Source organism: Microbacterium sp. CFH 31415 (assembly GCF_022538185.1).
Taxonomy (GTDB): Bacteria; Actinomycetota; Actinomycetes; order Actinomycetales; family Microbacteriaceae; genus Microbacterium.
On the sequence record NZ_JAKYXC010000015.1, the window covers coordinates 19894 to 32264 of the forward strand.

At 70.4% G+C, this 12371-nt stretch carries 13 protein-coding genes; 2 read left to right on the forward strand and 11 right to left on the reverse strand.

All coding sequences use genetic code 11. The annotated features are described in order from the left end of the window. Positions 1-32: 32 nt before the first annotated feature. Positions 33-200, reverse strand: coding sequence for a hypothetical protein (locus tag MK786_RS14185; RefSeq protein ID WP_241112889.1), 168 nt, complete (start codon positions 198-200; stop codon positions 33-35). 214 nt (positions 201-414) lie between these two features. Between MK786_RS14185 and MK786_RS14190 the strand changes: the two genes are divergently transcribed. After that, a complete protein-coding gene (locus MK786_RS14190) occupies positions 415-954 on the forward strand; it encodes an AAA family ATPase (RefSeq protein WP_241112890.1) in 540 nt (179 codons plus the stop codon). 24 nt (positions 955-978) lie between these two features. Here MK786_RS14190 and MK786_RS14195 read toward each other — a convergent pair whose 3' ends face one another. From MK786_RS14195 to MK786_RS14240, 10 genes are all read right to left on the reverse strand, one after another. After that, positions 979-2031 carry an RNA polymerase sigma factor gene (locus MK786_RS14195; RefSeq protein ID WP_241112891.1) on the reverse strand — a complete coding sequence of 351 codons (1053 nt, stop codon included), beginning with the start codon at positions 2029-2031 and terminating at the stop codon, positions 979-981. Beyond that, positions 2031-2411, reverse strand: coding sequence for a YciI family protein (locus tag MK786_RS14200; protein WP_241112892.1), 381 nt, complete (start codon positions 2409-2411; stop codon positions 2031-2033). Before MK786_RS14200 ends, MK786_RS14195 begins: the two co-directional genes overlap by 1 nt. A gap of 79 nt (positions 2412-2490) precedes the next feature. After that, a complete protein-coding gene (locus MK786_RS14205) occupies positions 2491-3057 on the reverse strand; it encodes a hypothetical protein (protein ID WP_241112893.1) in 567 nt (188 codons plus the stop codon). Positions 3058-3099: 42 nt separating this feature from the next. Continuing rightward, positions 3100-3897, reverse strand: a complete 798-nt coding sequence (locus tag MK786_RS14210) for a transglutaminase family protein (RefSeq protein ID WP_241112894.1) — start codon at positions 3895-3897, stop codon at positions 3100-3102. 91 nt (positions 3898-3988) lie between these two features. Beyond that, positions 3989-4792 carry an HpcH/HpaI aldolase/citrate lyase family protein gene (locus MK786_RS14215; protein ID WP_241112895.1) on the reverse strand — a complete coding sequence of 268 codons (804 nt, stop codon included), beginning with the start codon at positions 4790-4792 and terminating at the stop codon, positions 3989-3991. 43 nt (positions 4793-4835) lie between these two features. Next, on the reverse strand, positions 4836-5621 hold the full coding sequence (locus tag MK786_RS14220; RefSeq protein ID WP_241112896.1) for a 2-keto-4-pentenoate hydratase: 786 nt from the start codon (positions 5619-5621) through the stop codon (positions 4836-4838). A gap of 110 nt (positions 5622-5731) precedes the next feature. Then, positions 5732-6898 (reverse strand): 3,4-dihydroxyphenylacetate 2,3-dioxygenase, encoded by a 1167-nt coding sequence (gene hpaD, locus MK786_RS14225; RefSeq protein ID WP_241112897.1) that lies wholly within the window; start codon positions 6896-6898, stop codon positions 5732-5734. Positions 6899-6984: 86 nt separating this feature from the next. Next, positions 6985-8511 carry a 5-carboxymethyl-2-hydroxymuconate semialdehyde dehydrogenase gene (gene hpaE, locus MK786_RS14230; protein WP_241112898.1) on the reverse strand — a complete coding sequence of 509 codons (1527 nt, stop codon included), beginning with the start codon at positions 8509-8511 and terminating at the stop codon, positions 6985-6987. Between the two features lie 55 nt (positions 8512-8566). Then, entirely contained in the window at positions 8567-9265 is a 699-nt protein-coding gene (locus tag MK786_RS14235) for a GntR family transcriptional regulator (RefSeq protein ID WP_241112899.1), read from the reverse strand. Next, the gene (locus MK786_RS14240) at positions 9262-10842 is read right to left on the reverse strand and encodes a fumarylacetoacetate hydrolase family protein (RefSeq protein WP_241112900.1); all 1581 of its coding nucleotides are present in this window, start codon (positions 10840-10842) and stop codon (positions 9262-9264) included. The genes MK786_RS14235 and MK786_RS14240 overlap by 4 nt, the downstream gene beginning before the upstream one ends. A gap of 121 nt (positions 10843-10963) precedes the next feature. Here MK786_RS14240 and MK786_RS14245 point away from each other — a divergent pair, with 121 nt between their 5' ends. Continuing rightward, on the forward strand, positions 10964-12346 hold the full coding sequence (locus tag MK786_RS14245) for an MFS transporter (RefSeq protein ID WP_241112901.1): 1383 nt from the start codon (positions 10964-10966) through the stop codon (positions 12344-12346). Positions 12347-12371: the final 25 nt, after the last annotated feature.

Genomic DNA, 12371 nt, shown 5'->3' on the forward strand with positions numbered 1-12371 from the left:
CCGCTCATCCCGTCGTCGGTCGCGCCGGCGAATCAGGGCGCGGACGCCGTGTGGTCTTCGACGTCGGGCTCTGCTCGCGCGACGTCGGCGATCTCCTCCTCGGGGCGTGGGGCGATCGTCTCGTCGTACTCCAGCTCAGGAATGCTGACCTCCTGCGGGCCAGGCACATGATCGGGTGAGGGGTGCTGACGCTGAGACACGGTGATCCCTTCGCCTCGGCGGTCTCGATGTTCCCAGCATGCGCGCGGCCGGAGGCCGGTTCAACCCGCTTGACACGGACTGCCGCGACCGCGGCTGGGCCGGTCGGGCTGCCCGGGCATCGTGCAGCCGACTCCGGCAGCGATCACGACCCCCGCGCGCGCGTCGTCGCGCTGGCCTAGGCTCGGATCGACGACGTCTCGGAGGGACACCGACGTGACTGGCAGCATCACCATCCTCACCGGCCCAGCGGGTGCGGGAAAGACCACCGTGGCACGAACCGTGGCCGCGATGCGGCCGCGGGCGGTGCACCTTCACACCGACGACTTCTGGGGCTTCATCGTCTCGGGTGGCATCCTGCCGTACCTGCCGGATGCGGATCGGCAGAACCACACCGTCCTCGATGCCATCGCGGCTGCCGCCGTCGCCTATGCGAACGGCGGCTACGAGGTCGTCGCCGACGGCGTCGTCGGCCCCTGGATGCTGGAGCACTACACGCGGGCGGCCGCGGCTCATCCCGGCATCGCGCTGCGGTACGTCGTCCTGCGGCCCGACCTCGAGGTCACGCTGCGTCGCGCACTGGCGCGCACGGCGCCCGACGCCCTGACCGACGGCGACGTGGTCGCCGACCTCTGGCACAAGTTCTCGCAGCTGGGTGAGCTCGAGGCACACGCGATCGACACGTCGTCGCTCGATCTCGGTGAGACCGTGCAGGCGGTGGAGGCGGCGATGGTGTCCCCCGACTTCGTCCTCTGAGCTTTCAGCGGTCGACCGCCGTACTCACCCCGTCGCGCGCGCTCGTGCCTCGGCGGCGGCGAGTGCGGCCGTCGCACCCTGGGTCGGCGCGATCGCGACCAGCCCGCGGTAGAGCGTCACGAGCGCGTCGACGTCGAGCTCGCCGGTGCGCGCACGGTCGCAATGGACCGCCTGGATCGCCGCCTCGAGCTGGAACCGCCCCAGCGGGTGCCCGAGCGCCGATGCCCGTCGCAGCAGGGCCGCTCCCTCGACGATCATCGCCCGGTCCCACCCGGCCGGATCCTGCTCATCCAGCGGCGGCCACGGCACGATCGCCCGCGCAGCGGCCCGTGACTGCGCGTAGGTGAGGAGCGCGGCGAGACCCCACGCCTCGGGCTCGTCGTCGAGCAGGCTCGCGGTGAGGACGGCGAGCCACCGCGCCTCGTCGGCGAGCGACTCCCTGGGCTCGTCGCCCTGATCGAGCCACTCGAGGGCGTAGGCGCCGTAGATCGCCTCGAGCACAGCGGGCAGGCGAGCCGGCATATCGGCGCGCATGGGCACGGCGAACGGGATGCCGGCGTCACGGATGCGGCGCTTGGCCCGCACCAGACGCTGCGCCATCGTCGCCGGCGGCACGCCGAAGGCGCGTGCCACCTCGGCGGCCCCGAACCCGAGCACCGTCTGCAGCATGAGCGGCGAGCGCACGGCGCGGTCGATCGCGGGATGCGCGCACGCGAAGAGCAGCTCGAGCCGCTTGTCGGGGATCTGGTCTCGTCGCTCCACGGCGACGGTCGCGTCGAGGGCGCGCTCGTCCGCGAGGGTCGCCGCCGCGACGTCGTCCAGCGGCACGCCGGTGCGGCGAGCGGCCGAGCCGAGGGCGTCGCGCAAACGGTTGCGGGCCACGGTGAGCAGCCATCCTTCCGGATTGGCGGGGATGCCGGCATCCGGCCACGTCCTCAGGGCGCGCTCGAACGCATCGGCGAGGGCGTCCTCGGCGAGGGCGACGTCTCGCGTGCCCGCGGCGACCAGCGCCAGGAGGTGACCGTACGACGTGCGGGCCGCGCGCTCGGCGACGGACCGCACGTCGGAGGCGGGCATCAGTCCGCGAAGGGCGTCCAGGCGCCGTCGACGAATCGCGTCGCCGTGGGCCGGATCTCGACGGTGCCCCACCCGATCGACGGGGCCTTGGCGGCCCAGCCGATCGCCGCGTCGAGGTCGTCGACCTCGATCACGAACGTGCCGCCGAGCTGCTCCCTGGTGTCGGCGAACGGACCGTCCTGCACGCGCAGGGTGCCGTCCGGCGCGGTGACCGATGTGGTCACCGCCGACGGCTGCAGCACCTCGGCAGAGCGCAGCACTCCGGCCGCGTCGATCGCCTTGGCGTACTCGTCGAACTCCCGCATGCCTTCGGCCCAGGCATCCGGACCCATGTCGTCCGCGGTCATCTCGGGATAGTGGAGGAGGAGGGTGTAGCGCATGATGTCGTCCTTTCGTCAGAGCTGCGACACCACGATGACGATCGAGGGTGCGGCCGATCGACAGCCCTGCGGATCCGCGTCAGCCCTTGCCCAGCTCGTCGAGCATGCGCCGCTGCTCGTCGGTGAGACCGTCGTCGAGCTCGCGGCGTCCGGCTGCCTCTTCGGCGGTCGGGATGCGTGGGGCGTCGGCGGCGGTCACGGTCGTCGCCCGTCCGCCGGAGGCCTTGTCGTAGAGGGCGCCCGCGTGGGCCTCGACCTTGTCGTCGATCGCGTCGTAGATCGCCCATCCGACGAGGAGGATCACCGGCGGGAGCACGTACCCCCAGAAGGCGCCGAAGAACCCGCCGCCGATCGAGACGCCCGAGAGCCAGACGGTCACGATCCAGACGAGGAATGCCACCGCGAACGCGAGGAGGAACTCGACGACCTTCTCACCCGCCCTGGTGCGCTGGTTCGCCGATCTCGCCGCCATCGAGCGGAACCAGCTGTGGACGGCGGGCTTGATCCAGATGGCGAGCGCGGTCAGCACGATGCCCGCCCACAATGCCGACCATCCCACGCGCGCGGGCGTCAGGAATCCGATGACGAGCAGCACGACGATGTTGAAGACCAGCAGCGACGCGAACCGGACGATCCACTTCTTCATGGGATCACTGTGCCACGCTGGGATGCCCCAGCGGCAGGCGGCTCACCAGATCGAGACGAGCTGCGTGATGTCGTCATCGGGAAGCGCGTCCACCGTGGCCGTCACCTCGACCTCGACGAGGTCGGCGCGCCCCGACATCACGGTCAGGAACGCCGTGTCTGCGGCATCCCGCCCCGTCGCGATCCGTACCAGGGACGAGCGCGGTGCGAGGGTCGTCGCGTCGATCGCACGCCAGGCGCCGTCGATCCAGGCCTCGGCGACCGCGTGGAAGTCCATGGGCGAGACGCCGGGGGCGTACACCGCGACGCTGCGCGCAGGGATGCCGAGCCCTCGCAGCAGCGCGACGGACAGGTGCGCGTAGTCGCGGCACACACCCTGCCGGGCGAGAAGTGTGCGCGTCGCGCCGTCGGTGGGCAGCGACGACCCCGAGACGTACCGGAGCCGCGTGCCGACCCACGATGAGACCGAGGCGAGCAGCTCGGCCGGGTCGGTGATGCCCTGGAACTCGCCGGACGCGGTGGGGGCGAGGGCGTCGGACTCGGCGTACCGACTCGGCCGGGCGTAGATGAGGAGGTCGGCCTCGGTGGCGTCCGCGGTCGGAGCGCTGCCGTCGACACGGGCGGTGTACTGGGCGGTGAGGCGACCGACCCCCGACGTCAGCCGGTGCAGCCGCGTGCCGTGCGCGTCGGAGACGACGTGCCAGTCGAGCGACTCGCCGTCGAGCGTGGCTGTGAACTCCTCGTGCGCCGGCGCGTACTGGTCGGCTACCGCGATCGCGAACACCAGGTCGGCGGGCTCGGTCACGTCGAGGACGATCCGGCTCGAGACATCCCTCTCCATGTCCTCACCCTGACACGCTCGGGCGGCCGATGCGGGGACTTGACATACCGGATGCTCCGCCTGCCGTACCTCGGCAGGGAGCCGGCCCGGCTCAGTACGACGCGCGCTCGCCGCTTCCGGCGCCGTCGACCCAGCGGGCGGCGAGGGCCTCCGAGGAACGCGCGAGGACCGCCACGTCGGCGCCGACGAGCACGAAGCCCGCTCCCGCTTCGATGTAGGACTGGGCCGCCGCCGGGTCGAACGCGTTCACGCCGACCGGCTTGCCCGCGCTGCGCACGGCGTCGAACGCACGCAGCACGGCGGCGGTGACGTCGGGGTGGGTCTGCTGTCCGAGCACGCCCATCGAGGCGGCGAGGTCGCTCGGTCCGACGAAGATGCCGTCGATGCCGTCGACCGCGGCGATCTCGGCCGCGGCCTCGACGCCCTCGATCGTCTCGACCTGCACGAACAGCGAGAGGTGCTCGTCGGCGTTCTCGAGGTAGCCCTCGACGCGGTTCCAGCGCGCCGAGCGGGCGAGCGCCGAGCCGACGCCCCGGCGGCCCCGCGGCGGGTAGCGCACGGCCTCGACGACCTCGGCCGCCTCCGCGGCCGAAGACACCATGGGGACGAGGATGTTCTGAGCGCCGAGATCGAGCACCTGCTTGAGGGTGACCACGTCGCCGATCGGCACGCGCACCAGGGGGGTGATCGGGTAGGCGGCCACCGCCTGAAGCTGGGCGAGCACCGACTCGAGGCCGTTGGGGGAGTGCTCCATGTCGATGAGCAGCCAGTCGAGGCCCGAGCCCGCGCAGATCTCGGCGACCAGCGGAGAGCCGGAGCACACCCACATTCCCGCGAGGGTGCGGTCGGTGCCCGCGAGCGCATCGCGGAAGGTGGGGCTCAGACGGACCGACATGAATCCCCGCTCTCGGGGCGTGGGCCGGCCACGCCAGCGCACGTCAAACGAATCTGCACGACACCACTCCCATCGGTCCGTAGTCGCACAGCACGCTATCGCCCCGCGACACCCACATGGGGCGCGTGAACGAACCGGCGAGGATGATCTCGCCGGCTTCGAGCCGCGCGCCGTGCTGGTGGAACTTGTTCGCGAGCCACGCCACGCCCGTGGCCGGGTGGCCGAGGACGCCCGCGGCGACCCCGGTCTCCTCGATCTCGCCATTGCGGCTGAGCACGCCCGGCACCCAGCGCAGGTCGATCTCGTCGGGGCGCTTGTGCACGTCGCCGAGCACCATCGCGCCGTACGCGGCGTTGTCGGAGATCGTGTCGACGATCGTGCGGCCCTCGAGCTCGATGTGCGAGTTGAGGATCTCGAGCGCCGGAACCGCGTAGTCGATCGCGGTGAGCGCGTCCTCGAGCGTCGCGTCGGGCCCCTCGAGCGGCGTTGCGAGCACGAACGCCAGCTCCACCTCGATCCGCACGTTCGAGAACAGGTCGACGGGGATCTCCGCGCCGGACTCGTACACGGTGTCGTCGAACATCACGCCGTAGTCGGGCTCGGTGATACCCGTCGCCTGCTGCATCGCCTTCGAGGTGAGACCGATCTTGCGGCCGACCAGCCGGCGCCCGGCCGCGATGTTCTGGTCGCGCCACACCCCCTGGATCGCGTACGAGTCCTCGACCGTCGCCTCGGGGTAGCGCGCCGTGATCCTCGGGATCACGCTGTGCGTGCGGTCGGCCTCGGCGAGCTCGGCCGCGATGTGCGCGATGTCGTCTGGGTGCAGCATCCGATCTCCTTCGTGGTTCCGGTGCCTCCGGCTCACCCGCCTCCCGCTCACCTGTCACAACGCGTCGCGCAGGTCGGCAGATCGTGACAGGTGAGCAGGAGAACCGGGGTCTACAGCTGGTGGCCGAGCTTGTACTCGCCCTGCTTGTACTCGGGCATCGACTCGGCGCCCTCGTCGCGGCGCGTGTACGAGAAGCCGTCGGCGCCGATCGTCACCGCCATCTCCGACGAGTCGGTGCGGGCGACGACGGGCTGCGGGTTGCCGTCGAGGTCGAGGACGAGGGATGCCTCGGTGTACCAGGACGGCACGACGGGGTTGCCCCACCAGTCGCGGCGCTGGTTGTCGTGGACGTCCCACGTGATGACGGGGTTGTCGGGGTCGCCGGTGTAGTAGTCCTGCGTGTAGATCTCGACGCGGTGGCCGTCGGGGTCGCGCAGGTACAGGTAGAACGCGTTCGAGACGCCGTGGCGGCCGGGGCCGCGCTCGATGGCGTCGGAGCGGCGGAGCGCACCGAGCTTGTCGCAGATCGCGAGGATGTTGTGCTTCTCGTGCGTGGCGAACGCGACGTGGTGCATGCGCGGGCCGTCGCCGCCGGTCATGGCGGTGTCGTGCACTGTGGGCTTGCGGCGCATCCAGGCGGCGTAGACCGTGCCCTCATCGTCCTGGATGTCCTCGGTGACGCGGAAGCCGAGGTCCTGCATGAACTTCACGGCGCGCGGCACGTCGGGGCTGACCTGGTTGAAGTGGTCGAGACGCACCAGCTCACCCGGCTTGTGCAGGTCGTAGCGCCACGCGAGACGCTCGACGTGCTCGGTCTGGTGGAAGAACTCGTACGGGAAGCCCAGCGGATCGGTCACGCGCACCGAGTCGCCGATGCCCTTGGTGAAGCCGTCCGCGCGGCGCTCGACGCGGCATCCGAGCTCCTCGTAGAAGGCGACCGCCCGGTCGAGGTCCTCGGGCGTGCGGACCCGGTACGAGAACGCGGCCACGGCGGCGATCGGGCCCCGGCGCAGCACGAGGTTGTGGTGGATGAACTCCTCGGTGGAGCGGAGGTAGATGGCCTCGTCGTCTTCCTCGGTCACGTACAGCCCGAGCACGTCGACGTAGAACTCGCGCGACGCGGCCAGGTCGGTGACCACCAGCTCCATGTAGGCGCAGCGCAGGATGTCGGGCGCGGGAACCGACGGCGTCGGCACCGGGTTGTCGGTCTCGATCGGCGCCTCCTGGGAGACGTAGAAGCCGGAAGAGGTCAGGGTCATGTCGTCACGGTTGGTCATGGCTCGTCCTTGTTGCCTTGATGCGAATCTGTGGGAGGTGAGCGGATGCCGCGGCCAGGTGCAGACCGATGGCCGCGGCATCCGGGTCAGTGGGCGCTGCCGCCGACCTTGCCGAAGGTCGGGTTGTGCACCTTGCCGAGCGTGATGTGCACGGCTTGCTGGTCGGTGTAGAAGTCGATCGAGCGGTAGCCGCCCTCGTGGCCGAGGCCAGAGGCCTTGACGCCGCCGAACGGGGTGCGGAGGTCGCGCACATTGTTCGAGTTGAGCCAGACCATGCCCGCCTCGACGGCCTGCGCGAAGTTGTGGGCGCGCTTGAGGTCGTTGGTCCACACGTAGGCGGCGAGACCGTACTTCGTGTTGTTGGCGAGCTCGAGCGCATCCTCGTCGGTGTCGAAGGGGGTGATGGCGACGACCGGGCCGAAGATCTCCTCCTGGAAGATCCGCGCGTCGGGGGAGACGTCGGCGAACACCGTCGGGGCGACGAAGTTGCCGAATGCGAAGCCCTCGGGCTGGCCTCCGCCGGCGACGAGGCGTCCTTCGGACTTACCGATCTCGACGTAGCTCATGACCTTCTCGTAGTGCTCAGGGTGCACGAGCGCGCCGACCTCGGTCTCGGGGTCGTGGGGGTAGCCGACCTTCACGCGCTTCGCCTGCGCGGCATAGCGCTCGACGAACTCGTCGTAGACGTCACGCTGCACGAGGATGCGGGAGCCGGCGGTGCAGCGCTCGCCGTTCAGCGAGAACACGCCGAAGATCGTCGCGTCGACCGCGGCCTCGAGGTCGGCGTCGGCGAAGACGATCGCCGGGCTCTTGCCGCCCAGCTCCATCGACAGGCCCTTGAGGAACGGCGCCGCGTTGCCGAAGATGATCTGCCCGGTGCGGCTCTCCCCGGTGAACGAGATGAGCGGCACGTCGGGGTGCTTTACCAAGGCGTCGCCGGCGTCCTCGCCGAGGCCGTTGACGAGGTTGAACACGCCCCGCGGCAGGCCCGCCTCCTCGAAGATGCCGGCCCAGAGCGACGCCGACAGCGGCGTGAACTCGGCGGGCTTGAGCACCACCGTGTTGCCGGTCGCCAGCGCCGGGCCCAGCTTCCACGACTCGAGCATGAACGGCGTGTTCCACGGGGTGATCAGGCCCGCGACGCCGATCGGCTTGCGGTTGACGTAGTTGATCTGGCGCCCGGGCACCTTGAAGGTGTCGTCGGCCTGCGCCACGATCAGGTCGGCGAAGAACCGGAAGTTCTCGGCCGCGCGGCGAGCCTGACCGAGCGCCTGCGTGATCGGCAGGCCCGAGTCGAACGACTCGAGCTCGGCGAGTCGCGCGTCGCGCGACTCGACGATGTCGGCGATGCGGTGGAGCACGCGCGAGCGCTCGCGGGGGAGCATCTTCGGCCAGGGACCCTCGGTGAACGCGCGGCGTGCGGCGGCGACGGCGCGCTCGATGTCGGCCTTCTTGCCGGCCGCAGCCTTCACGTAGACCTCGTTCGTGACGGGCTCGAGCACGTCGAACGTGTCGCCGTCGATCGAGTCGACGAACTCGCCGTCGATGTAGTGCTGGATGCGCTCGGGCAGGTCTGCGGGCACGTGGCGCATGGTGGTTGCAGTGTCGGTCATCTGCTTCTCCTTCGTCGGAGGTCGGAAAGGGCGCAGTGGGGTGTGCGCCCTCGGGTCAGAAAGCGGGGAGGCTGAGGGCCTCGTCAGGGTGCTCGTGGATCATGTAGGCGTCGAGCGTGGCCGAGCGGTGGCGGCGGGCCGCCTTCTCGATCTCGCTCAGCGTGGCCCCGGCCTCGATGAGCTTCAGGATGTCCTCGTGCTCGCGCACGGACTCCTGCGCGCGGCCGGGGACGAAGCTGAAGGTCGACTCGCGCAGGTGGCCGAGCTTGGCCCACTCCGCGTTGACGAGCTCGAGCATGCGGGGGTTCGCGCACTTGGTGAAGAGCGCCGAGTGGAACTCCTGGTTGAGTGCCGTGAAGCGGCGCGGATCGAAATGCTGCAGCGTCTCGATCATCTGCTCGTTCACGGCGCGTGCGTGCCGGATGTCGTCGGTGGTCAGGGCGCGGGCCGACAGCGCCGTCGCGGCACCCTCGAGGATCGACAGCGCCTGCATGCTGTAGCGGTACTGCGAGTCGTCGACCATCGACACCCGCGCGCCCACGTTGCGCTCGAAGGTCACCAGGCCTTCGGCCTCGAGCTGCCGAACAGCCTCCCGCACCGGCACGACGCTCATCTGCAGGTCGTCGGCGAGCGAGCTGAGCACGAGGCGGTAGCCGGGCGTGAACTCCTGCTGCGCGATGCGCTCCTTGATCCAGGTGTACGCGCGCTGCGACTTGCTCTGCGCAGTCCGGGTGCTCTGCGTCTCGGTGCTCATGCGGTCTGCCCCTCGCGCTCGGCGTCGTAGCGCGCGCGCCACTGGGCGTTCAGGGGGAACAGGCCGTCGACCGGATGCCCTTCGGCCACGCGCTGCGCGATCCAGGCATCCTCGTCCTCCTGTGCGATGGCCGCGTCCACGATCTCCTCGACGATGCCCGCCGGGATCACGATGACGCCATCCGCGTCGCCGACGATCACGTCGCCGGGCTGTACGGTCGCACCGCCGCACGCGATCGTGACATCGACGTCCCACGGCACGTGCTTGCGGCCGAGGACGGCCGGATGCGCGCCGACGGCGAAGACCGGAAGGCCGACGGCGGTGACGGCGGCCGCGTCGCGGACCCCGCCGTCGGTGACGATGCCGGCCGCACCGCGTGCGTGGGCGCGGATCGCGAGCACGTCGCCGAGCGTTCCCGATCCGGCTTCGCCGCGCGCCTCGATGACGATGACCTCGCCCTCGCCGACCGCGTCGAACGCGCGCTTCTGGGCGTTGTAGCCGCCGCCGTGGCTCGCGAAGAGGTCTTCGCGGTTCGGGACGAAGCGGAGAGTGCGGGCCGTGCCGACGAGCTTGGCTCCGGGATGCAGCGGCCGGACGCCGTCGATGTGCACGTTGTTCAGACCGCGCTTGCGCAGCTGGCCCGACAGTCCCGCGACCGGCACCGACACGAGCTTCGCGCGCAGCTCGCTGCTCAGAACAGGCGTTCCGTCGCTGCTCGGAACAGGCGTTCCGGCGGAGTCAGGAGACTCTGCGTCAGAACCTCCTGTGTTCGCCGGATCTCCTGATCCGGGAGCCTCCGCGGGCAGGCCGGCGGCCTCACGCGAGCCCCACGCCTCGGTGCGCTGCAGGTCGTCGACCGCGGGAAGCGACCCGAGGTCGCCGTCGAAACCGGCCCCACCCTCGACGACCGTGGTCACGAGGCGTCCGGACGACGGGCCGCCGGGCACGTCGACTTCGACCTCGACGACGTCGCCGGGGACGGCGACCGACGAGCCGGCGGGCGTGCCCGTGAGGATCACGTCGCCCGGCTCGAGGGTGAAGTGCTGCGACAGGTCGGCCACCAGCTGGGCGAGGGGGAAGATCATGCCGGCGGACGAGTCCTCTTGGGCGATCTCGCCGTTGAGCCAGGTGCGCACTCGCAGCGCGGCCGGGTCGACCGTTCGGGCGTCGATGAGCGCGGGGCCGATCGGCGTGTAGCCGTCGCCGCCCTTCGAGCGGACGTTGGAGCCCTTGTCGTTCGCGCGCAGGTCGTAGAGGCCGAAGTCGTTCGCGGCGGTGACCCACCCGACGTGGTCCCAGGCCTCCGCCAGGCCGACCCGTCGGGCGGGTGTGCCGATCACGAGCGCGATCTCGCCCTCGAAGGCGAGCAGCTCGGTGCCGGCGGGCCGCTCGATCGTCGCACCGGACGGGGCGACCGAACTCGACGGCTTGAAGAAGTAGGAGGGATGCTGCGGCCGACGACCGCGCTGATCGGCGCGGGAGGCATAGCTCAGATGGATGGCGACGATCTTGCCGGGCCGGGTGGGCAATGCCCGGAAACGGGGGTCGGATGCGGCATCCGCTGTGCTTTCCTGCATCAGGAGCGTCCTCACTCTTGCGTCGTATCCGAAATCGTATACGATGGTGCCACATCCGGCAACCCTCTCGCAGATGGAGGGCCGGTGACGAAGTCGTCAGTACAGACACAGGAGTCAGCTCATGAGCACACCCCCACCCGGAGCAGGGTTCACGCCCACCGGAACCATCGCGAGCTCGGCGGATCGCCGCCGGGTCGTCTTCGCGACCGTCGTCGGAACCACGGTCGAGTGGTACGACTTCTTCATCTACGCGTTCGCGGCCGGACTCGTCTTCGCCGAGCTCTTCTTCGCCCCCGCGGGCGAGGGCTTCGCGCAGATCCTCTCGTTCATCACGGTGGGGATCAGCTTCCTCTTCCGTCCGCTCGGCGCGTTCCTGGCCGGGCACTTCGGCGACAAGTACGGCCGCAAGGTCGTCCTGATGTGGACGCTGATCCTCATGGGTGCGGCCACCACCCTCGTCGGCCTGCTGCCCACGTACGCCGCGATCGGCATCGCCGCGCCCATCCTGCTGATCCTCCTGCGCGTGCTGCAGGGCATCTCGGCCGGCGGTGAGTGGGGCGGTGCGGTGCTCATGGCCGTCGAGCACGCTCCGAAGGCCCGACGCGGCATCTTCGGCGCGTCGCCCCAGGTCGGCGTGCCGATCGGTCTGCTGCTCGCATCGGCCGTCATGGCCTTGGTCGCTCTGCCCGGCGACGAGTGGTTCAAGGAGTGGGGATGGCGCATCCCGTTCCTCCTGAGCGTCGTGCTGATCCTCGTCGGCTACTACGTGCGCCGTCGCGTGGAGGAGAGCCCGGTGTTCGCCGAGCTCGCCGAGCGCAAGGAGAAGGCGCAGATGCCGATCGTGCAGCTGTTCAAGAAGCACACGCTGCTCGTGATCATCGCCGCACTCGTCTTCGCCGGCAACAACGCGGTCGGCTACATGACCACCGGCGGCTACATCCAGCGGTACGCCACCGATCCCGAGGGACCCGTCGCCCTCCCCACCGCCCCCGTGCTGTGGGCCGTGACCGGCTCGGCCGTCACCTGGCTGATCGCGACCTTCGTCGCGGGGTGGATCAGCGACCGGATCGGTCGCCGCACGACGTACATCATCGGCTGGATCCTGCAGCTGGCGGGTGTCTTCCTGCTCTTCCCGCTCGTCAACACCGCGAACGTCGGCTTGCTGTTCCTGGGCCTCGCCGTGCTGACCATCGGCCTCGGCTTCACCTACGGGCCGCAGGCGGCGCTGTACAGCGAGCTGTTCCCGGCATCCATCCGCTTCTCGGGCGTCTCGATCTCGTACGCGATCGGCGCGATCGTCGGCGGCGCCTTCGCGCCCACCATCGCCCAGGCTCTGGTGCAGGCGACGGGCTCCACGGTCTCGGTCACCTGGTACCTCGCGGGCATGACGATCGTGGGCCTCATCGCGACCCTGCTGCTGCGTGACCGCTCCGGCATCCCGCTGGGGCCCGACCACGAGGCGGAGCAGGCGAAGAGCCCGATCTACGGACTCGCGAAGGCCTGACCTCCGAGGCCGGGGGCGCCCCCCC

Excerpts from the sequence above, each read along its gene's own strand:
- MK786_RS14195 (WP_241112891.1), bottom strand. The coding sequence starts at position 2,031 with ATGCCCGCCTCCGACGTGCGGTCCGTCGCCGAGCGCGCGGCCCGCACG.
- MK786_RS14200 (WP_241112892.1), bottom strand. The coding sequence starts at position 2,411 with ATGCGCTACACCCTCCTCCTCCACTATCCCGAGATGACCGCGGACGAC.
- MK786_RS14205 (WP_241112893.1), bottom strand. The coding sequence starts at position 3,057 with ATGAAGAAGTGGATCGTCCGGTTCGCGTCGCTGCTGGTCTTCAACATC.
- MK786_RS14210 (WP_241112894.1), bottom strand. The coding sequence starts at position 3,897 with ATGGAGAGGGATGTCTCGAGCCGGATCGTCCTCGACGTGACCGAGCCC.
- MK786_RS14215 (WP_241112895.1), bottom strand. The coding sequence starts at position 4,792 with ATGTCGGTCCGTCTGAGCCCCACCTTCCGCGATGCGCTCGCGGGCACC.
- MK786_RS14220 (WP_241112896.1), bottom strand. The coding sequence starts at position 5,621 with ATGCTGCACCCAGACGACATCGCGCACATCGCGGCCGAGCTCGCCGAG.
- hpaD (WP_241112897.1), bottom strand. The coding sequence starts at position 6,898 with ATGACCAACCGTGACGACATGACCCTGACCTCTTCCGGCTTCTACGTC.
- hpaE (WP_241112898.1), bottom strand. The coding sequence starts at position 8,511 with ATGACCGACACTGCAACCACCATGCGCCACGTGCCCGCAGACCTGCCC.
- MK786_RS14235 (WP_241112899.1), bottom strand. The coding sequence starts at position 9,265 with ATGAGCACCGAGACGCAGAGCACCCGGACTGCGCAGAGCAAGTCGCAG.
- MK786_RS14240 (WP_241112900.1), bottom strand. The coding sequence starts at position 10,842 with ATGCAGGAAAGCACAGCGGATGCCGCATCCGACCCCCGTTTCCGGGCA.
- MK786_RS14245 (WP_241112901.1), top strand. The coding sequence starts at position 10,964 with ATGAGCACACCCCCACCCGGAGCAGGGTTCACGCCCACCGGAACCATC.